Annotated in this window: 39 protein-coding genes; 21 read left to right on the top strand and 18 right to left on the bottom strand. The window is 59.5% G+C overall.

Features of this window, described 5'->3' with window-relative positions:
• Positions 1-15 precede the first annotated feature (15 nt).
• Together SynA1528_RS06855 and SynA1528_RS06850 are read left to right on the top strand one after the other, a co-directional pair.
• Positions 16-267, top strand: a complete 252-nt coding sequence (locus tag SynA1528_RS06855; RefSeq protein ID WP_186586113.1) for a hypothetical protein — start codon at positions 16-18, stop codon at positions 265-267.
• 24 nt (positions 268-291) lie between these two features.
• Entirely contained in the window at positions 292-528 is a 237-nt protein-coding gene (locus tag SynA1528_RS06850) for a hypothetical protein (RefSeq protein ID WP_186586112.1), read from the top strand.
• 24 nt (positions 529-552) lie between these two features.
• Here the strand turns inward: SynA1528_RS06850 and SynA1528_RS06845 are convergent, their stop codons facing one another.
• A complete protein-coding gene (locus SynA1528_RS06845; protein WP_186586111.1) occupies positions 553-717 on the bottom strand; it encodes a hypothetical protein in 165 nt (54 codons plus the stop codon).
• Between the two features lie 558 nt (positions 718-1275).
• Here SynA1528_RS06845 and SynA1528_RS06840 point away from each other — a divergent pair.
• Together SynA1528_RS06840 and SynA1528_RS06835 are read left to right on the top strand one after the other, a co-directional pair.
• Positions 1276-1419, top strand: coding sequence for a hypothetical protein (locus tag SynA1528_RS06840; RefSeq protein WP_186586110.1), 144 nt, complete (start codon positions 1276-1278; stop codon positions 1417-1419).
• A 29-nt stretch (positions 1420-1448) separates the two neighbouring features.
• Entirely contained in the window at positions 1449-2609 is a 1161-nt protein-coding gene (locus SynA1528_RS06835) for a glycosyltransferase family 2 protein (protein ID WP_186588333.1), read from the top strand.
• A gap of 37 nt (positions 2610-2646) precedes the next feature.
• Here SynA1528_RS06835 and frp read toward each other — a convergent pair whose 3' ends face one another.
• The 4 genes from frp to SynA1528_RS06815 form a co-directional block, all read right to left on the bottom strand.
• Positions 2647-2967 (bottom strand): fluorescence recovery protein, encoded by a 321-nt coding sequence (gene frp, locus SynA1528_RS06830; protein WP_186586109.1) that lies wholly within the window; start codon positions 2965-2967, stop codon positions 2647-2649.
• A 45-nt stretch (positions 2968-3012) separates the two neighbouring features.
• Positions 3013-3744, bottom strand: coding sequence for a fatty acid desaturase (locus SynA1528_RS06825; protein WP_186586108.1), 732 nt, complete (start codon positions 3742-3744; stop codon positions 3013-3015).
• Positions 3734-4690: an orange carotenoid-binding protein gene (locus tag SynA1528_RS06820; RefSeq protein WP_186586107.1), complete on the bottom strand. Its 957-nt coding sequence runs from the start codon at positions 4688-4690 to the stop codon at positions 3734-3736. The genes SynA1528_RS06825 and SynA1528_RS06820 overlap by 11 nt, the downstream gene beginning before the upstream one ends.
• Before the next feature lie 90 nt (positions 4691-4780).
• Positions 4781-4975, bottom strand: coding sequence for a hypothetical protein (locus tag SynA1528_RS06815; RefSeq protein ID WP_186586106.1), 195 nt, complete (start codon positions 4973-4975; stop codon positions 4781-4783).
• 196 nt (positions 4976-5171) lie between these two features.
• Between SynA1528_RS06815 and SynA1528_RS06810 the strand changes: the two genes are divergently transcribed.
• Together SynA1528_RS06810 and SynA1528_RS06805 are read left to right on the top strand one after the other, a co-directional pair.
• Complete coding sequence (locus SynA1528_RS06810; RefSeq protein WP_186586105.1) at positions 5172-5363, top strand: hypothetical protein; 192 nt, start codon at positions 5172-5174, stop codon at positions 5361-5363.
• A gap of 58 nt (positions 5364-5421) precedes the next feature.
• Positions 5422-5667, top strand: a complete 246-nt coding sequence (locus SynA1528_RS06805) for an RNA recognition motif domain-containing protein (RefSeq protein WP_042504323.1) — start codon at positions 5422-5424, stop codon at positions 5665-5667.
• Between the two features lie 19 nt (positions 5668-5686).
• On the opposite strand, the gene SynA1528_RS13245 is transcribed toward SynA1528_RS06805, so the two are convergent.
• The gene (locus SynA1528_RS13245; protein ID WP_286187761.1) at positions 5687-5821 is read right to left on the bottom strand and encodes a hypothetical protein; all 135 of its coding nucleotides are present in this window, start codon (positions 5819-5821) and stop codon (positions 5687-5689) included.
• A gap of 300 nt (positions 5822-6121) precedes the next feature.
• Positions 6122-6517, bottom strand: coding sequence for a hypothetical protein (locus SynA1528_RS06800; RefSeq protein ID WP_186586104.1), 396 nt, complete (start codon positions 6515-6517; stop codon positions 6122-6124).
• Between the two features lie 82 nt (positions 6518-6599).
• Here SynA1528_RS06800 and SynA1528_RS06795 point away from each other — a divergent pair, with 82 nt between their 5' ends.
• From SynA1528_RS06795 to SynA1528_RS06775, 5 genes are read left to right on the top strand one after another with little or no spacing between them, the layout of a single operon-like run.
• Complete coding sequence (locus SynA1528_RS06795) at positions 6600-6785, top strand: hypothetical protein (RefSeq protein WP_186586103.1); 186 nt, start codon at positions 6600-6602, stop codon at positions 6783-6785.
• Positions 6786-6824: 39 nt separating this feature from the next.
• On the top strand, positions 6825-6986 hold the full coding sequence (locus SynA1528_RS06790; protein WP_186586102.1) for a hypothetical protein: 162 nt from the start codon (positions 6825-6827) through the stop codon (positions 6984-6986).
• 8 nt (positions 6987-6994) lie between these two features.
• Positions 6995-7384, top strand: a complete 390-nt coding sequence (locus SynA1528_RS06785) for a DUF559 domain-containing protein (RefSeq protein WP_186586101.1) — start codon at positions 6995-6997, stop codon at positions 7382-7384.
• Positions 7377-7730, top strand: a complete 354-nt coding sequence (locus SynA1528_RS06780) for a hypothetical protein (RefSeq protein WP_186586100.1) — start codon at positions 7377-7379, stop codon at positions 7728-7730. The genes SynA1528_RS06785 and SynA1528_RS06780 overlap by 8 nt, the downstream gene beginning before the upstream one ends.
• A gap of 52 nt (positions 7731-7782) precedes the next feature.
• Positions 7783-8646: an SDR family oxidoreductase gene (locus tag SynA1528_RS06775; RefSeq protein WP_186586099.1), complete on the top strand. Its 864-nt coding sequence runs from the start codon at positions 7783-7785 to the stop codon at positions 8644-8646.
• A gap of 9 nt (positions 8647-8655) precedes the next feature.
• On the opposite strand, the gene SynA1528_RS06770 is transcribed toward SynA1528_RS06775, so the two are convergent.
• Positions 8656-8832: a hypothetical protein gene (locus SynA1528_RS06770; RefSeq protein ID WP_186586098.1), complete on the bottom strand. Its 177-nt coding sequence runs from the start codon at positions 8830-8832 to the stop codon at positions 8656-8658.
• Between the two features lie 35 nt (positions 8833-8867).
• Here SynA1528_RS06770 and SynA1528_RS06765 point away from each other — a divergent pair, with 35 nt between their 5' ends.
• Positions 8868-9152, top strand: a complete 285-nt coding sequence (locus tag SynA1528_RS06765) for a hypothetical protein (protein WP_286187760.1) — start codon at positions 8868-8870, stop codon at positions 9150-9152.
• Here SynA1528_RS06765 and SynA1528_RS06760 read toward each other — a convergent pair.
• On the bottom strand, positions 9145-9297 hold the full coding sequence (locus SynA1528_RS06760) for a hypothetical protein (RefSeq protein WP_186586097.1): 153 nt from the start codon (positions 9295-9297) through the stop codon (positions 9145-9147). The two genes, SynA1528_RS06765 and SynA1528_RS06760, sit on opposite strands and share 8 nt — an antisense overlap.
• A gap of 140 nt (positions 9298-9437) precedes the next feature.
• Between SynA1528_RS06760 and SynA1528_RS06755 the strand changes: the two genes are divergently transcribed.
• Positions 9438-9659, top strand: a complete 222-nt coding sequence (locus SynA1528_RS06755) for a hypothetical protein (RefSeq protein WP_186586096.1) — start codon at positions 9438-9440, stop codon at positions 9657-9659.
• An 82-nt stretch (positions 9660-9741) separates the two neighbouring features.
• On the opposite strand, the gene SynA1528_RS06750 is transcribed toward SynA1528_RS06755, so the two are convergent.
• Positions 9742-9963 carry a hypothetical protein gene (locus SynA1528_RS06750; RefSeq protein WP_186586095.1) on the bottom strand — a complete coding sequence of 74 codons (222 nt, stop codon included), beginning with the start codon at positions 9961-9963 and terminating at the stop codon, positions 9742-9744.
• A gap of 50 nt (positions 9964-10013) precedes the next feature.
• Between SynA1528_RS06750 and SynA1528_RS13240 the strand changes: the two genes are divergently transcribed.
• Entirely contained in the window at positions 10014-10145 is a 132-nt protein-coding gene (locus SynA1528_RS13240; RefSeq protein WP_286187759.1) for a hypothetical protein, read from the top strand.
• Between the two features lie 12 nt (positions 10146-10157).
• On the opposite strand, the gene SynA1528_RS06745 is transcribed toward SynA1528_RS13240, so the two are convergent.
• Both SynA1528_RS06745 and SynA1528_RS06740 read right to left on the bottom strand, forming a co-directional pair.
• Complete coding sequence (locus SynA1528_RS06745) at positions 10158-10478, bottom strand: hypothetical protein (RefSeq protein ID WP_286187758.1); 321 nt, start codon at positions 10476-10478, stop codon at positions 10158-10160.
• A gap of 41 nt (positions 10479-10519) precedes the next feature.
• Complete coding sequence (locus SynA1528_RS06740; RefSeq protein WP_186586094.1) at positions 10520-10903, bottom strand: DCC1-like thiol-disulfide oxidoreductase family protein; 384 nt, start codon at positions 10901-10903, stop codon at positions 10520-10522.
• Between the two features lie 14 nt (positions 10904-10917).
• Here SynA1528_RS06740 and SynA1528_RS06735 point away from each other — a divergent pair, with 14 nt between their 5' ends.
• Positions 10918-11271, top strand: coding sequence for a DUF8671 domain-containing protein (locus tag SynA1528_RS06735; protein WP_502707705.1), 354 nt, complete (start codon positions 10918-10920; stop codon positions 11269-11271).
• A gap of 2 nt (positions 11272-11273) precedes the next feature.
• On the opposite strand, the gene SynA1528_RS13360 is transcribed toward SynA1528_RS06735, so the two are convergent.
• The 3 genes from SynA1528_RS13360 to SynA1528_RS06725 all read right to left on the bottom strand — a co-directional run bounded on the left by SynA1528_RS13360 (position 11274) and on the right by SynA1528_RS06725 (position 12186).
• A complete protein-coding gene (locus SynA1528_RS13360; protein ID WP_502707704.1) occupies positions 11274-11465 on the bottom strand; it encodes a DUF8622 domain-containing protein in 192 nt (63 codons plus the stop codon).
• Positions 11441-11668: a DUF2811 domain-containing protein gene (locus SynA1528_RS06730; protein WP_186586093.1), complete on the bottom strand. Its 228-nt coding sequence runs from the start codon at positions 11666-11668 to the stop codon at positions 11441-11443. Before SynA1528_RS06730 ends, SynA1528_RS13360 begins: the two co-directional genes overlap by 25 nt.
• A 359-nt stretch (positions 11669-12027) precedes the next feature.
• Positions 12028-12186, bottom strand: coding sequence for a hypothetical protein (locus SynA1528_RS06725; RefSeq protein WP_186586092.1), 159 nt, complete (start codon positions 12184-12186; stop codon positions 12028-12030).
• A gap of 86 nt (positions 12187-12272) precedes the next feature.
• Between SynA1528_RS06725 and SynA1528_RS06720 the strand changes: the two genes are divergently transcribed.
• Positions 12273-12452: a hypothetical protein gene (locus tag SynA1528_RS06720; protein WP_186586091.1), complete on the top strand. Its 180-nt coding sequence runs from the start codon at positions 12273-12275 to the stop codon at positions 12450-12452.
• Between the two features lie 58 nt (positions 12453-12510).
• Positions 12511-12708: a hypothetical protein gene (locus tag SynA1528_RS06715; RefSeq protein ID WP_186586090.1), complete on the top strand. Its 198-nt coding sequence runs from the start codon at positions 12511-12513 to the stop codon at positions 12706-12708.
• Between the two features lie 260 nt (positions 12709-12968).
• Here SynA1528_RS06715 and SynA1528_RS06710 read toward each other — a convergent pair whose 3' ends face one another.
• Positions 12969-13214, bottom strand: a complete 246-nt coding sequence (locus SynA1528_RS06710) for a hypothetical protein (protein ID WP_186586089.1) — start codon at positions 13212-13214, stop codon at positions 12969-12971.
• Between the two features lie 157 nt (positions 13215-13371).
• Between SynA1528_RS06710 and SynA1528_RS06705 the strand changes: the two genes are divergently transcribed.
• Both SynA1528_RS06705 and SynA1528_RS06700 read left to right on the top strand, forming a co-directional pair.
• Positions 13372-13983 (top strand): nucleoside kinase, encoded by a 612-nt coding sequence (locus tag SynA1528_RS06705; RefSeq protein ID WP_186586088.1) that lies wholly within the window; start codon positions 13372-13374, stop codon positions 13981-13983.
• An 81-nt stretch (positions 13984-14064) separates the two neighbouring features.
• Positions 14065-14346, top strand: a complete 282-nt coding sequence (locus tag SynA1528_RS06700; protein WP_186586087.1) for a 2Fe-2S iron-sulfur cluster-binding protein — start codon at positions 14065-14067, stop codon at positions 14344-14346.
• A gap of 3 nt (positions 14347-14349) precedes the next feature.
• On the opposite strand, the gene nth is transcribed toward SynA1528_RS06700, so the two are convergent.
• A complete protein-coding gene (nth, locus tag SynA1528_RS06695) occupies positions 14350-15003 on the bottom strand; it encodes an endonuclease III (protein ID WP_186586086.1) in 654 nt (217 codons plus the stop codon).
• 59 nt (positions 15004-15062) lie between these two features.
• Here nth and SynA1528_RS06690 point away from each other — a divergent pair, with 59 nt between their 5' ends.
• Both SynA1528_RS06690 and SynA1528_RS06685 read left to right on the top strand, forming a co-directional pair.
• Positions 15063-16004: a metal ABC transporter substrate-binding protein gene (locus tag SynA1528_RS06690; protein WP_186586085.1), complete on the top strand. Its 942-nt coding sequence runs from the start codon at positions 15063-15065 to the stop codon at positions 16002-16004.
• Complete coding sequence (locus SynA1528_RS06685) at positions 16004-16759, top strand: metal ABC transporter ATP-binding protein (protein ID WP_186586084.1); 756 nt, start codon at positions 16004-16006, stop codon at positions 16757-16759. The genes SynA1528_RS06690 and SynA1528_RS06685 overlap by 1 nt, the downstream gene beginning before the upstream one ends.
• Here the strand turns inward: SynA1528_RS06685 and SynA1528_RS06680 are convergent.
• Complete coding sequence (locus SynA1528_RS06680) at positions 16756-17001, bottom strand: hypothetical protein (protein ID WP_186586083.1); 246 nt, start codon at positions 16999-17001, stop codon at positions 16756-16758. The two genes, SynA1528_RS06685 and SynA1528_RS06680, sit on opposite strands and share 4 nt — an antisense overlap.
• Positions 17002-17003: the final 2 nt, after the last annotated feature.

Here is a 17003-nt window from a genome sequence, read left to right as displayed (position 1 = left end):
GCAGTGTTCCGACTGATGCGCTCCGTTCTTCTCGCCCTGCTGCCCCTAGTGCTGGCTCCCTCCGCTGCCCTGGCCCAGAAGGAGATCCCCAAGGCCCCTGGTTATGACCAGTGCCCGGCCGGCTACGTCAATACCTTCGGCACCACCTGCGTCTCCCCGGTCTATTACGAGGTGGCTCCCACCAACGGCCAGGCCTGCAAGGCCGGTTGGATGAACATCGGCGCTGGTTACTGCAAGAAGAAGAAGGGCCCCCTCGGCGTGCTTTGATCCACTGCCCTTTCCCGGTCTGCGATGAAGTGGGAATACACCCAGCTCCGCTTTGTGCCCCGCGGTAAATCGTGGACCGGTGAGATCGAGGAGTTGTGGCTGGATGATCGTCAGATCATTTCCCGCAGCCACCCCCAGCGTGATGTGACTCTGGTGGGGTTGATGAACGAGCTGGGGGAGCAGGGCTGGGAACTCACCACCTATGCCCAGCCCTTCACCGGCTACCACGGTGGTTGCTACACCTTCAAACGCCAGAGGTAGACCGCAGCCCTCGTTCTCTGTTGATCAGAGCTTCTGCCGCCACACCTTGAGATGTTCGAGGGCGATCACCAGGTCGCGGCAGATCACGCAGCGGTTGCCGTTGCAGGCGCGGAAAAGCGGACCGTCCACTCCCTTGAACATGCTCACAGTGTCTCCATCACGGGTGGTCATCACTGGGGTTGATGTCATCGCTTTGCTCCGGAATCACGGTTGCGTGAAGTCAACGCCGTGGAGGGATCAGGGGTGCCATCAAACAGTCCAGAGGATGCACCGCGTTAGGAAATCTTCCTTCTGCGCTTCTCTTCACAGAAATAACATATGCGGAAAGGTGACATCCGGCAAATCAAAGATTGCGTTGGGTAAACATCAGCTCCGCGGCTGAATTGCAGCAGTCCATTCAAAGGGGAAGGCCGCCCCTCCCGGATGGGAAGGACGGCCTACCTCGCTCGTTTATGCATAGCAATCGACCTGATCAGTGATGCTTCAGGGAGTTGGAACCTCAAGCAAAGGGACTGAAAGAACCGGTCGAAGCGTCTGGCTGGTTGGCGCCTGGGGCCATGGGGTCCAGGGGTGAAGGCTTGGGGACTCCTGGGCACCTGAAAGGCGGTGCAGTGGAGTGTCGATTGACGTGGCGCTCAAGGAATGCCTGCCAAAGGACGAGCCTTACGCATGGGTGGAAACTGTTGGAGCAGGGGCCGAGTCAGTCAGGCTGCTTCTCAGCTGTGCTCAGGTGGAGTGTCGGCCGTCATGGGCTCCTCCGATCTCGATGAACACATTGTTGGTGCGGTGGAGCACATCGGGCAATCGGTGTTAAGGCGCATTGCCTCTGGAGCTGCAGCCGCCGATGGTGGAAATGGCGTGCCTGCCGACAGCCTTTGGATCCACCGGTGATCGTTGCACTGGGGCTGTTGGCCGCTGCGATGGCCTCCTGCATCGGCCTGCTGATCCTCCAGCTCGGCCTCTGGCGGGTGTTTTCCGTGGCGCCGCAGCTGCAGCCTCCCCAGGTGCAGCCCTTGCCCGAGACCTCCCTCACGGTGGTGATTCCGGCCTACAACGAAGCGGAGAACATCGCCCTCTGTCTGGAGAGCGTTCTCAGCTCCACGCCGCCCTGTGTAGGGTGGCAGGTGCTGGTGGTGGATGACGAGTCCAGCGACGCCACGGCGGAGTTGGCGGCGGCCAGTGCGGCCCATCTCCCCCACACCTCGGCAGGGTTCAGCCTGCTGTCAGCAGGACCGCGTCCGGCGGGGGAACGCTGGGTGGGCAAGAACTGGGCCTGCACCAGGGCGATGGAGCAGGTCCACAGCGACTGGGTGCTGTTCATCGATGCCGATGTGCAGCTGCAGGCCGATGCCCTGCAGCGCGCCCTCGCCCAGGCGATCTCGGATCAGGCGGATCTGTTGAGCCTGGCGCCGCGACTCACCTGCGGTTGCCTGGCCGAATGGATGGTGCAACCGATCATGGCCAGCCTGCTGGGGCTGGGTTTTCCGATCGAGGCCGCCAATGATCCCGCCTCCGACGTCGCCTTCGCGGCGGGACCGTTCATGCTCTTCCGCCGCAGTGTCTACCAGCGCATCGGTGGCCACCGTGCCCTGGCGGCGGAGGTGGTGGAGGACCTGGCCCTGGCGCGGACGATCAAGGCGGGCGGCTATCGCTTGCGTTACCTGCTGGGGCTCGACGCCGTTGATCTGCGCATGTATGCCGATCTGGCGGCGCTGTGGGAGGGGTGGACGAAGAACTGGTGTCTCGGGCTGGATCGCGATCCAGTCAAGGCCCTTGCCGCGGCGGGCGTTGTGGTGGTGATGTTCAGCATCCCCTGGCTGCTGCTGCCCGTTGCCATCGGGTTGCTGCTGGCTCTTCCGCCGATGCAGGGGTGTTGGCTGGCGCTCTTGACTGCCGCCCTGGTGGCTGTTGGTCAGCAGCTCATTCTTCGTCTCTGGACGCGGCAGCAATTCCAGCTGCCCATCGATTACTGGTGGTTGATGGGAGCTGGGGGATTGATCGTCGGTGCCATCGGGCCTGTTTCCGTCTGGCGCACCCTCACAGGGCAGGGATGGACCTGGAAGGGCCGGTCACTGCGTTGAAATCGCGCGGCGGTTCTGACACCACGTTTGGGTGCATCTAGAACATCGACATTGCTTTCACTTTGCTCACTTTGGTTTGATCCAATCCCTGCAGATCGTCCATCGTGATCAGACGTTGTTTAATCATGTCGGCCAACACGAATAACACGTTGCTTTTGTCAAACTCAGCGCGTCCTTCAAACAAATAGCGCTCAGTGCTGAGGTGGTCATGCAGCTTCCAGATCGATTCCGGAGTATCAAGCTTTCTGGACTGCTCCTGCAGAGTTGTAATCAAAGCAGTGATGGAACGCTGTTTGCCGAGCTCGAAAGCAGTGCGGGCAACAGCCTGTTCTTCGGATGTCCAGTCTGTTGCCGACATGAAAGGAAAAGTAGTGTTAAGGAAATCAGCCTTGATCGGAAAAAATCAAATCAATGATCCTTCTCGAAGTTTTGGCAGCTGAAACCAGGGTGTGGAAGGCGATTCGTGATGCTCGCGATGATAGCCAAAGTGGTAACAAGCTGCGAAAGAGAGTGCTGGATGTAAATTTAGGCTGCGTGTTGTAACGCCCGGTCGTGTCGTGGCTCCACGTCGATGGGGTAACCAGGTTCCCACCAGGAACAATTGACAAGAACTGACAATAAGTGGCAGAACACTGAACAACAACAGATGGAAGAACTGCGCAGAGTAATCAGATACTCTGAAGGTAAGCGCCAGCCAAACACAACTTAAATTCAAAAGTTGTTGCCAGCCCAGATAGTTGCTCATGAAGTGAACATACCAATCCAGGATGTTGTTGTTCGTGCACCGTTGGTAGTCAGGATCCTCAACCGTTTCTGGTGCCTGGTGATGACGCCTGTGGTTGCGGCAACATCGCTTATAAGACAAGCCCGCATACATCAATAAACAAACCCTGCCGATCCAGCGGTTCAAACCGGGATGATCCGGAACGAGACTGGCGTGCATGGCGTCGTGGGCAACGATGAACAGCCCGGTATGCAGAAACGACCTCAGCAGAACCAAGCAGCCAATCAGCAGCCAAGAGGTCTGATGGAGCGGCAGGCTGAAGCCCAGGCCAAGGGTGAGCAGCCAGGCTGATCCAATCAGACCAGCCAGAACCAACCCTTTGCGAGCCTGGGGGCTGAACTCATTTGCCACCCAGCTTGAGCAACTCGGCTGGAGATGCCAGTAAGTCGATGGCTACGAAATAGATCTTGTCATTCTCATCCAGCAGGAAACGCCAGGCCACGTTCATGCCAACGTCCCGACCGAACCAAGGGGTCTGCACCTTGCCGGTGACCTTGATCTGGTTGAAGCCACCTTCCGTTGGCTCGCCGTAACCGCCCTGGGGCATCAGCTTCAGGTTCTGACAATCGCGCTTGAAGAATTTCAGGATGGCTTCGCGGCCAACAATGGGACGTTGGAAGGGGGGCTGCAGCGCACCATCATTGAGAAACAGATCGATCAGCTGATCAAAGTCGTTGGCATTAAGCAGCTGCATGTAACTAAGGATGGTCTGATTCAGCACGCCGGGGATCAGAATGTCTTCCCGCTGATCAACCGGTGTCGGTGCCACGATCGGCTCGGAGACCACCTTGCTGTCATCCACATCGGGGTCGTAGCCCATATCGACCACGAAGTTGCGCAACAGAGTGATCTGTTGGCCTTGCTCCACTTTCTTGACGGCCTCCAGCACGGAGTTGGCGTTGGCGGACAACCTGTAGCCCTGAGGAATGGGTGCCACCTTGCCCTGGCGCATGAACTCTCCCAGCTCATACCAGAAGCAGAGCTTCACGTTCACTGACCAGTAGGCGTATCGAACAGAAACAGGGCTGTTGATTTTGGCAGCCAGGTCGCACATCACCTTGGTCTGCTCGTCAAAGCTCATTGCCAGGATTTCATCCAGGGTCGGCCGTGCAAGCTCCATGCGGGCCGCACCCGGTGCCGCCACGGTGATGGTCTGCCCCATCTCCAGGTAGGCAAACCAGATCAGTGCTAACTGATCCTCCGGGCACAACAGCTTGAAGCGCGCTGTAATGGCCGGAACTGCCCCAGCTGCAAGTGTTTCCGGGAAGATCTGACGAGCTTTTTCGAGCGTGAACATCCGCAGGAAACACAGAGTTATTAAACGTAACACTATGTTTCGAGATTTATCCTGATCGCTGTCTGGCCTTGCGAATCTTGAATGGACCTGTTAATGGGCCTTCGGTTTGGCGCGATGATCGTCGGTTGCTCTGCGGGCGTCCTGGGCGCGTCGCCGCAAGGCGGCATGGCGGAAGGCCTTCTCCAGCTTGGTCAGCTTGGGTTGGTTGTCCTGGATGGCGGCTTCACCACGTGCTTTGGCGGCATTGATGAAGTCGTCTGATTTGGTGCCACTCAATCCACCCATGACGTTGCTGCAGTTGTTGACAGCGTGAACAATTGAATGGGTGAAAGGTTCGAAACAACAGGTCTTCTATCGAATTGCCTCCAAACGTCTCAATGGGGATGGCGCGTTTCCCGGGTGAGATGGACAGCCGCCCCGCAATCCCGCTGCAAAGTGGAAGACCTGAGGGGCTTTGGCGCAATTGAGCCAGCTTGGAGCCATGACCATGTCGCTCCAACACATCGTCGCCCGCAGCAAAGCCCGTGGCTTGCTCAACGGTTCGGTGACGCCTGACCTGGCGCAGGCGATGACGGTGCATCGTCTGTTGGTGCTCGAAGGGGATGCGCTGCTGGCATCAGCACTGCTGAAGTTCGTTCTCTCACTGCAAAAGACGCCGGAGCCTGCTGGTTGAACAGCGCGTCTTGAACGGCTGTATGCGATGGTGAGTAAGACCGGTTTTGGCTCTTTTTTTGACGATTTTCATTGGCAATCTCTCCTGGGACGCTGAGAGAGAAGACCTCGTTCATCTGTTCAGCCAGTACGGCGAGGTCAGCAAGTGTTCCCTGCCTTTGGATCGGGAAACCGGCCGAAAGCGTGGCTTTGCATTTGTCGACCTTGCTAACGCTGCGGATGAAAAATCCGCCATCGACGATCTCCAGGATGTCGAGTGGATGGGGCGTGGAATCACTGTTCGTCAGGCTGAACCCCGCCGCTGATCCCAGCCGGGGCTGACGCTCAGCGTTCTCCGATCACCTCCTCCCAGCTGATCAGCTGAGGGGAGGCTTTGCGCTGCGTGGACTCAGAGCGCTCCTGAACTGCGGACGTGTGCGCAGCCGCGTTCGATGCACGCTCGGTGGGATGGGTCTTCATGGAATTCAAACCAGAGTTATTGGGTTCTCGCTCGCCTGCGTTATCAGGTTTGCTCAGCTCGCAGGTTGATGAACCTGCTACACCCCTTAATATGACACATCGATCACTGGCGTTGCCGCCAGCCGCGCGTTGATGCGCACGCCCACGTCAAACGTCAAAGGCATGTAGTTTTGTAAAGCGAAGCTCGGCGGCGCCATCGGCCCGCTATTTCCTGATGACGACCCAGCTCCTCCTCACGATTTTCGGTGCCCTTTCAGCGGCCAGCATGGTGCTGTGGGTCTGGCGCCTGGCTGGAACCGGTCAACCCCAGAGCTGATGTCCATCCAGGAGCGTTGTCTGCAGCAGCGTCCGCAGGCCGATCGGATCTTCATGGATTTCAAATACACACCGGCTGGGTCGTTTGAGCAGCAGCGTGCTCTGGCTTGCCTGCATGGGTTGATTCTTCAATGGATCGAGGTTGATGCCGCTCACGATCAAGAGCTGATGAAGAAAGATTTCGCCGATATCAAGTCCTGTTGACTTTGCGGCTTGGGAAGTGACTACGCCTTTAAGTTTGATGTCCTTCGCGATCCATCCATGCGCAGTTATCAGAGCAGAAAGCGCAGCAACGAGATCGCGATGGGTCTGTCGTTCGTTGTGATCGCCGTTGGCGTACTGGCCGCACTGTCCGTTCTGGCAGCCCAGGCCTGACGCCATTCAGTCGGCGCAGCATCCCTCATTTGGGGGATGTGCGTTCCAGGTGTTCTTGCCTGAATAGGGGAGACTCCGCGACCTCACCATGGCTCCGTTGTTTGATCTGATTGTTGATCGCCATGGCGTGCTCGACACCGAGAGCATCGAGGCCATTGATTCTGAGTCGGCCTGGCGCTCCGGATTGTTGCTCCATCTCGGCACCTTGAAAGGGGTGGTCCAGGTGGATGACCTGGATCGACCACAGGACGACGAGAGCCCACTGGAGTCTTAATCTTGTCTCAAGATTGGACTGGAGGTTGTTGCGGTGGTGATGGTGGCGATGATCGGTTTGATGAGTGCGCTCTCCTCCTTGCCAGGAGCGGAGCTCGGCTTGTTTCAGCAGCTGAACCAGGAGTTGGGTGCGCTCTGTCAGGAACCCCCTGCCAAGGCCATCAAGGTGTGTGATCTGCATGCACGTCTGGTGCACCGCTGAGGCCTTCCATGGCCGAGGGGGAGCACAGGTTCAAGGGGATCGATCTTCAGTCGGAAGGTCATGTGCGTCTTTGTGAGGCTCTCGAGGCGGCAGGTCTTCTGTTCAGCTTTGAGCTGCACGTCTGCATTCCCGGGGGTGCGTCAGGAACCCGTCGCACCCTCGATCTGCTGGTGATTTCGCCCCATGGACTGATCAATGTGGAAATCGACGGGGCTCGCCACAACAAAACCAAACGGCGCGACAAGGACTACGACCGTGACCGTTTGCTCAGTCGCCATCTGCGCACGCTTCGTTTCACCCATGACATGGTTTTGGATGATCCGCAGGCGGTGGCACTCATGATTCAGGATGAATTGGAGGAGGATCGTCGTTCGCTGCTCCGTCAACTGAATGGCTGAGGGACCCACTCCCCAAAATCTGGAGCAGGACCTGCAGGCCGCCCGCGATCGGGGGCGCTGGCTCAGCGACGAAGAGCAGGACGTGCTGGATCGTCAACAGCTGCAGCTTCAACAGGAGAGGGAGCAGAACCTCAGTCGACGCCGTCGTCTCACCCTGCTGACGGCCCTCTGCCTGCTGTTGCCACCGATGTGGCCGGTGGCCCTTGCAATCAGTTTTTATCTCCTGTTTCCCCAGACTGCTGCGCGCCTCGGTTTCGTGGCCGGCATTGTTCTGCTGCTGGGGGGGCTGGCTATGACTGTCGCCCTTGCCTTGGTCACGCTGGGAGTGCTGCGGCTGTTGTTCTGAGACCCGACCCAGTCTGTGAATGGTTACGTTATGTGAAGTGACGTGACGCGCTATGGCCAAGCGGTTCGGGGTTATCGGTTGTGGGTATGTCGGATCCGCTGTTGCGCTCCACCTGCGCAGCCAGGGTGTCGAGCTCACAGGAACCACCACCGGCCCCGCTCGCCTGGTCGAACTCTGCGACCTGGTGGATCATCCCCGCATTCTCCGCTGCGGTGATCCCTCTGCTGATTTCAGTGTTCTGGACGACCTTGATGGTCTGTTGATCGCCATGGCTCCGACCACAGCCAGTTACGAGGAGGATCAGTACCGGGCGGTCTATGGCGACGCGGTGCATGCTCTCGTGAACGCTCTTCGCGAGCGTCCGCGGGCACGCCCACTGCATGTCAGTTATCTCAGCAGTGCGGGGATCTATGGAGATCAGTCCGGCGCCATCACCACGGAGCTGTCACCACCGGACCTCAGCAACACCACTAATGCTCTTCTTGTTGAGGCGGAACATGCGGTGTTGGGGCTGAACACCCCCTTGATTCAGACCTGTGTTCTGCGGCTGGGGGGCATCTACGGTCCCGGCAAGGACATCTCCTCCTACATCCGACGTGCTGCGGGTCAGCAGGTGGCCAAGAACGGCAACCACATCAATGCCTGGGTGCACCTGGACGACATCGTGCGGGGGGTGGAATTCGCCCTGCAACGCAGACTTCAGGGGATCTACAACCTGGTGGATGACCTTCAACTGTCGCGGCGGGAGCTGTCCAACGCCCTCTGTGATGACGAGGGACTCCCCCCGGTGATCTGGGACAACCATGATCGTCCAGGGGCCAGGGTGTTCAACGCCCGCGTTTCCAATGCGCGGCTGCGCCAGATGGGCTTCTCCCTCACAACGCGTTCAATGTTGGATCCAGTGCCGGCTTGTTGAGCTCGGCGCTCAGCTGTCGTAGGTCCGGCATCCCTTGCGCCAGGGGTTGGCGGCACAATCCATCGCCCAGTAATCCGGTTTGGGAATGTTCTGGGTTTCCGTGGCGTCGCTTGGAAGCACAACAGGGCGCTTCCGTCCAATGCGTGGCAGGTGATCGGTGATCATCTTCAGTCCGAATCGGGCCATCATTCACCTCTTGCTGCCTTGGTGCTAGCTCAGGCTTGAGCCAGCGCACAGCCCCTGGAAACGAGTTTTTCTGTGAAAACACCGTGATTCATCCCCTGGAGCTTCTTGATCGTTGGCGTCGCTTTCTGCCAGGTTCCCAGCGTTGGCAGAGGTCTTCGGCGGGATCGGCGACCCCTGCGGAACAGGATTGGTTGAGTGAGCCCGCAACCCTCAAGGAAGCTTCGGATCTTTATCCCCACCTCAGCCAGGAGGAGGCCTTGATTCGATATCAACGATTCAGGCTGGGCATGCGCTGGAACCGCAGCGACAGCCTCAACTGATCAGCACCAGCGCCAGCTCCAGGCCAATGAAGCCCACCAGAAATGTCGCAGCCAAGAGCGACGCTTCCCGGAAGAAGCGCGCCACAACAATCCCTGCACCCACCAGAACGGACGACAGCAGGATGGCGATCAGGTCTTCAGACACGACGTCATCCCGGTAGCAAATAGAACCATACGCAAACAATCAATGAAATTGCGGGGGGCAGATGGCATTTTTGTATCAACACGAACATTACCTTGCCGGATTGTTCGGCGTAATGGCATCAGTTGAGTTCGAAACCAGCTGTGGACCTCCTCGTTCAACACGTTGATGCTCCCGGGCTTGGTCGTCTGAGCGTGGCCAGCGTCCACGGCGCTTTGTGGTTGCAGACCCATTTCCCTGAGCAGGAGTGGAACACGCTGCTGGCTGGCCAGGCTTGTTTCGGCATGGATTGCCTCAGCGACCTGCTGGATGATGCTCGGTCTGCGGGATTGCAGGTGCCAATGCCGGTTGTTGTTGAATCCTGACGTTTTCAGTGTGTTGAGAACATCACTGAGTTGCATTTGTTGTTGTCGTTGACGTTGATCCCGGCAAAGATCATCCCAATTCTTATTCTGTGCCGGCCGAATCATGCCTTTTTTTTACGAGGACGAAGATCAGATCCTTCCGCTTCTCTTGCATCGTGTTGAAGTCGGTCAAGAGCAATGCTCCTGCCGAGACTGTCAGGGAATCCGCGAGCGGATGCATCAGTTGAAGCTTGATACCGAGCTGTTCAGTGTTCATCTCGTGGCCTGATTCCTTGGTATGTGACGGACGGTTGAGCAATGCCACGGCCGCGCACATCCTGTCTCTAGAACAACTGGGTCCCGTTCTGAGACACTGTGACGGACGATTTTTGTTGTGAATTCGCCACGGCTTTGGCCGTGATGTTGATGGAGCTCAATGCTGAGCTCAAGGATTTTGAAGAACAGGTTGATGCCGGCCTCACCCTGGAGCTTGAACAGGCCTGCTGAAACCGGGTGTGATCAGCTTTCGGCGTAACGCAAGGCTTTGAGCCCCATCACCAGATGGGTGCGGAAACTGCCCAACGCCATCACCTGCTTCGTTGATCTGGTGTCGCTGACAGCGTCTCCCTGGCTTTCAAGCCACTGAAGCAGCTCCTTGGTTTGATCGGCCCAGGCGCTCAGGGCCGCCCGCAGAAGTTCGTCTTCATCAATGCTCTGCAACCGCGCCTCCGCTCCCTCGGTCGCCGCTTTGAGCAGAGAGCTGAGCTGTTGGCGGCTCAGGGCGTCAGGAACCAGGGGGTCGGAGTCGATGCTTAAGCAAATCTGAAGGACTGGTTTCACCGTAGTCCCGCACGGGGTCCGAATGCCACCCCAGGTGCTGGTCAGATCGGCTCAGCGTCTGGGTCCACAGGTCGGCCCTGAACGTTCAGAGCGAGTCGTCGTGCCAGCAGCAGGGAGGGATAAAGAGCTGCAGCACGACCCTCATCGCGGAACAACTGTCCCAGCAGCGTCAGCAGTGGATCGCTCGGTTGCATCCGCCGGCACAGTTCGGCAATGGCCGCACTGCCGTGCCAGATCGTGTCGCCCTCCAGCAGCATCGCCCCGTCGGCAAGACGGTGCCCCTGTTGTTGCAGGCGGCTGCGCAGTTCGTTGTCGCTCCGGCCATCGCGGATCACAAGTTGCTGGATTCCGCCCACCAGCTCGCTGCGAAGGGCGAAGGATCGGCAGAAGGGGCAGCCGCCGTCGTAGACGAGGGTGAGTGTCATCAAGGAATTCTGTCGTGGCCGCTCTGCTGTCGGTGATCCTGTTGACGCTGGTCTGGTTCTGGCCGCTCCCGGTTGCTGCGGACTGGCGTTGTGACGGTGATCCGTTGTCGGTGGAGACCGTCGCTGGTGCGGTGGATCCGACCGGTCTGCCTGGAGGAATTCCCAACACCTCAGCGGGCACGCTCCCGGGAGATGGGGTTCTGATCCGTTGGCGGGGGCTGACCCTGCAGTTGCCGCGCACGACCAACGCTGGGCCACCCAGTTACACTGATGGGCGCTGGTGGTGGCGGGTTGAAGATCCCCTCCGGCCGGAATTCCTGCAGCGTCGCGGCTCAATCGTTGCCTACGACTGTGAGCCGCTGGCTTGACGTCAACGGCGCCGCCGCCGGCGATTCGCCTTTCGCGTTCCTCCATAGCGGTACCCGGGTTGGGACTTCACCTGCGGCCAGCAGCTCGGGCAAACGAAGATCCACTCCGTGTGCGCATCGGTTCTGACCCTGTAGTGCAGCACTCCCGGGGTCGTGCAGCAATCACAGCTCAACGGTCGATCACCATCCGGCATGGATCTGGTTGGAGGTGGAACAACCCCTTCAGATAGTGCTGGGCCACCACCCGCTCGTCGCAGCCCTGCTGAAACAGGAATCCTGCGATCGCCACCTGCACCAGCCGGTACTGGTCCCACTGGGGATGGCTGCTGATGAATCGACCCATGGCTTCATACAGATCCTGCGGCAACTGGTTTTCCACACTCACGTGTGGCGGCATCGCGTCCGGTGTGGTCAGCAAGTCGTTTCTCTCCCTTCGTCCGTCCCATCTCCACACAACAGCGGGGCCTTCGTCAAAACCGTGCTGCCTGGACGATCCGAACGTTCTTGCTGGAGGCAAGCACTGTGATTGCAGGCGATCTGGGGCTGGATGTGCGCCTTACTACAGGCCGGTCTCGTGCTTCGTCAAGGGGAAAGGCGATTTTCCCCGATCAGGGACAAGACCCTGCATGGCACGGCCGTCCTGAGATTTCGGTTTGTGGAAAAGCTGTGAGAAACAACGGCAAATGCGTGGATTGATTCAAGGTTCACAGCTTCTGATCAATCCAGATCCACCCGATTGGGGATTGTTGTTTTGTCTCAGGAAAGCCAGAAACCGCCCTGCATCAGGTTGCTCCAGAGCTGCTGTTGGTCCTTCGCATCAGGGGTGGTTGCAGTCGATCGACGCAGCGGTGGGGTCCACCAGTCCCGCAGTCGATCGATGGGCGCGCGCCGGCGCGGCCAGGGGCATGAGGTCATCGAGAAGGACTGGAACTAGCTTCAGTGCAGCGTGAACAGCCACAGTTGGCATGGGTTGTTTCACTTATCCCGCGCTTCGCTGATTCATGGACCAGCCCCCAACGGTCACGCCGCTGACGGCCCTGGTGGTGAATGAAAACGGCCAGCTCACCTACATGGGAGTGGACGGTCGCCGTCGGGTGATCGTCGGTGATGCCGATCTGTTGAGGCGCCTGCAGCAGATCCATGACGACAACGGCAATGTCGATGGTGGCTGCGGAATCTGATCAGCCTGTTGACGCACTAGTACAGACGAACTAGAACAGGTGTATCAGTGAGGTCTTCATGGCTAGCAGCTCTCCCTACGCCACCTTCCGCGCCGATGCCTGGATGCGGCAGTCCCAGATTCGCCCCCGCAAGCTGATGGGTGAGGTGATGGTTTCTGCTCCCCAGCACTCTCCCCGCTGCAAAGCCAGTGCTTCAGGTTCCGGCGCGGTTGTTCAGGGCGAATTGTTTCTCTTTCCGGTGATCGTTGCCTGTTGACCCTCGATCAAGAGCGGGACTTCGTTCACAACGGTGACTGCTCGCCGCCAACCGTTTCCAGTTCTGGCAGCCTGAAGACTTCAGCTCAATCCCTCCATGCTGCTGTTCGCATCTCAAACGGCTCCCGGCGGTCCTTCCGTTGTCCTTCCTGCTCTGCTGATCACCGGGCTGTTGATTGCGGCGTCCCAGGCATTTGTCCCCAAGGGCTGAACATAAAAAAGCGGGGGAATGTCCCCCGCCAGCTGTTGTTGTTTGGAGGATCAATACACCCCGTAGCTCACGCCGCGGTAGCGGAGTGCGCGGCCGCCGGTGGCCTCCTGGTTCTGTTGGATCGGTTCGTAGGCCACGCCGCGATAACGCAGTTGAGGCTTCTTGCCGAATCCCACCGACGTGTGGGCTGTATCGATGTGTTCTGTGCCGTCGAAGGCCTTGGCCATCTGCAGGCGTGCCCGTTGCATGGCCCGGGTGCGGGTGGTGCGGGCTTTGATCAGTTGAAGTGTGTTCATGACATCACCTCTTCAGCGCCCATGCCCCCGTTGCCTGGCGTGGGTCTGACTGCAGCTCCGAGATCGAAGCTCAACGTGATTTGATCATAGGACACTTCTGTAACAACGGCTACCAATTGTAGGCTGTGGTCTGCTCCGGCCTTGTCAGCATGGGGGCATGACTCCGGCCCTGCCTGTCCTCTGCATTTGTGGTCCCTCCGCGGCCGGCAAAACCACCTTTGCGGCATCCCTCAGCAGAGCCCTGCAGGACTGTGGTCGTCAGCCGCTGCTGATCGCCTGCGACGACTACTACCGCCAGGATTGGAGCCCCCATCCGTTGTTCGGCTTCGATACGGCCGATGCCATCGATGATCAGGCGTTGCGGGCTGATCTCTCCGCCGCACGTCAGGGCCAGGCCCAGACCTTGCGCCTCTACGACATGCGCACCCGCCGGGTGGATCGCCGGCCCATCCAACAGCCCTATGACGTGATCCTTCTGGAGGGCGCCTATGGACCTCAGCACCTGGTGAATGATTTCCCGTTCAGCGGTGTGGTTTATCTGGAGGAATCCGTTCCGAGGCGACTGTGGCGACGTCTGCGCCGGGATGTGCGCGATCGGCATCGCTCCCCTCGATACGTGATCCGTCAGATGTTTCGGGAGATGCTGCCGGGTGAGCGACATTTCATACAACCGCTGAAACAGAGCGCCGCTGTTGTGATCAAGGACCAGGCCAGTGGCCTCGTTCAGGTTTTGGCCTTATTGGGATCTGCTCCTGTTGACAACGACTGAGTGAAGACCCGGACCATGTCTCGATTGGCACGGCACGTTGTGGGCAACGCGGCTATCAAGCGAGCAGTCCGTTTTTCCTGAATGGCCTCCTACAAGATCAGCATCGAAGGTGGTTCGACGTTCGAATGCGCCGATGACGTCTACATCCTCGATGCCGCGGAAGAAGCCGGTGTGGATCTGCCCTACTCCTGCCGCGCCGGCGCCTGCTCCACCTGTGCCGGCAAGCTGTTGAGTGGCTCGGTTGATCAGACCGATCAGAGCTTCCTCGACGACGACCAGATGGGCCAGGGATTTGCCTTGCTCTGCGTCAGTTATCCCACCAGCGACTGCAGCATCAAGGCCAACGCCGAGGACGACCTCTGATCATCACGCCTTGCGTGTGACCACAGGTTTGCGGCGGTTCGGATACAGCTCCTGACATAGCGGGCAGGTCCGACCGTCGCAACCACGGGCGGTGCAGAACTCCCGCCCATAGAAAATGATCTGCAGGTGAAGGCGATTCCAGCTGTCGCGGGGAAACAGACCTTTGAGGTCTCTTTCCGTTTGCTGGACATTCTCCCCACTGCTCAGTCCCCAGCGTTGCGCCAGGCGATGGATGTGGGTGTCCACCGGGAAGGCCGGCACGCCGAAGGCCTGGGACATCACCACGCTCGCGGTTTTGTGACCCACCCCAGGGAGTGCTTCCAGCGCCTCGAAACTCTGGGGGACCTCGCCGTTGTGACGGTGCAGCAGGAGCTGCGCCAGTCGGCGGACATTCTTGGCCTTGGTCTTGGCCAGCCCCAGCTGCCGGATGTGTTCCAGGATCTCCCCCTCCTCCAGTTGCGCCATGGCCGCAGGGTTCGGCCCCGCTGCGAACAGGGCCGGGGTCACCTCGTTCACCTTCTTGTCGGTGCACTGGGCACTGAGCAGCACGGCGATCAGGAGCGTGAATGGATCGATGTGGTCCAGGGGCACCGGCGTTTCCGGGTAGCGCTCGTTCAGTCGCTCCAGCACCAGCTGCGCCCGTTCCTTCTTGCGCATGCCCTTCAGGGGTTCTCCACAGGCAATGATGCCTGCAGTGAAGAGTCAGTGCCGACGCAATGGTTTTGGCGTTGTTCCGGAGGGCATGGCGTCATCCGCTCAGCTTTCTGTTGCTGGCATTGTTTGCGGTGGCAGGGTGCAGCAGCCGTGATGAACAGGCTCAGCCGCTGGATTCCAGGCCAACCGTTCTCACAAGCTTCACCGTCCTGGCCGATCTGGCCCGAAATGTGGCCGGAGATCGTCTGCAGGTGCGTTCCATCGTCAAGCCAGGAGCGGAAATCCACGGCTATCAGCCCACCCCGAGTGATATCGAACGCGCCAGTTCCGCAGACCTGATCATCGAGAACGGTCTCGGCCTCGAGCTGTGGTTCCGCCGGTTCACCGCCGCCGCCGGCGACGTTCCCACCCTCACCCTCTCGGAGGGGATGCAACCGCTGTTGATCACGGAGGATGCCTACGCCGGCAAGCCCAACCCCCACGCCTGGATGTCTCCGCAGCGCACCATGCACTACGTGGATCGGTTGGTGGACGCTTTCTCCGACCTCGACCCCGCCGGCGCCACACAGTTTGAAGCCAATGCCGCCGGCTACAAGACCCAGCTCCAACAGCTGGACCGTGATCTGCGCGATGCCCTCGCCACCATTCCTTCGGACCGCCGCCTGTTGGTGACCTGTGAGGGTGCCTTCTCCTATCTGACGCAGGACTATGGCTTCGAGGAGGCCTACCTCTGGCCGGTGAATGCGGAGAGCCAGGTCACGCCGAAACGGATGGCCCGCCTGATCACCACCGTTCGGGAGCGTGATATCCCGACGATTTATTGCGAAACCACCGTCTCTGACAAGGCGCAGCGGGAGGTGGCCGCCGCTGCTGGAGCCCGCTTCGGCGGCAGCTTTTACGTCGATTCCCTGTCCGATCCGGATGGACCGGCAGCCTCCCTGCTCGAGCTGCAGCGCCACAATGTGAGTCTGATCAGGACCGGGCTTCTGGAGGTGCAGCGCTGATGCGGATCGAGGCGGATCAGCTCTGCGTTGATTACAACGGCACTGTGGCGCTGTACGACGCCAGCCTGCATCTGCCCGCCGGCTGCATCTGCGGCCTCGTGGGCATGAACGGTGCTGGCAAGTCCACCCTGTTCAAGGCTCTCACCGGCTTTGTGCGTCCTTCCCGCGGGCGCATCCGCATCAACGGCGCTTCGGTTGCGGAGGCCCAGCGTCAGCAGTCGGTGGCCTACGTGCCCCAGAGCGAGGGCATCGATAGTCAGTTCCCCGTTTCCATCTGGGATGTGGTGATGATGGGCCGTTACGGCGCCATGAATCTGCTGCGCATCCCCCGCAGTAGCGACCGTGTAGCGGTTCGCGATGCCCTTAAACGGGTGGAGCTGTTTGATCTCCGCTCAAGGCCGATCGGTGCTCTCTCCGGTGGACAGCGCAAACGTGCCTTTCTGGCGCGGGCCATTGCACAACGTGCCGATGTGCTGCTGCTGGATGAACCCTTCAACGGCGTGGATGTACGCACCGAAAAGCTGATGGCGGAGCTGTTCATGCAGTTCCGAGAGGACGGTCGCACGATCCTGATCTCCACCCACGACCTCAGCCACGTGCGCGAGTTCTGTGATCTCGTGGTGCTGATCAATAAAACCGTTCTGGCCTATGGCGAGACCTCCGAGGTGTTCACCCCGGAGAACCTGGCCTTGACCTTCGGTGGCTTGCCGCCGGATCTGCTGACCGGCAACAGCTCCAGCGACGATTCCGTTTAGTCGATTGATTCCGACCCCCGGGCCATCACCCGGTTCAGCACCTGCTCCTTGATCCTGGCGCGATCCCGCTCCACATAGATCTCAGCCCAGTGTTCGGGCTTCGACTTGGCCTTGACCAGTTCAAGCTGCTCTTCGATTTCGGCGAACACGCTCTCGACAAAGGCCGCCGGATCGTCGCCGAAGCTGTCATGACGCGCCAGCACCTTGTCGAGACGGTTGATCAGGCGGGTGGCACGCGACATGG

The sequence above is a fragment of the Synechococcus sp. A15-28 genome, assembly GCF_014280175.1.
In the GTDB taxonomy this organism is placed as follows: domain Bacteria; phylum Cyanobacteriota; class Cyanobacteriia; order PCC-6307; family Cyanobiaceae; genus Parasynechococcus.
This window is presented reverse-complemented; position numbering and strand designations above follow the sequence as displayed.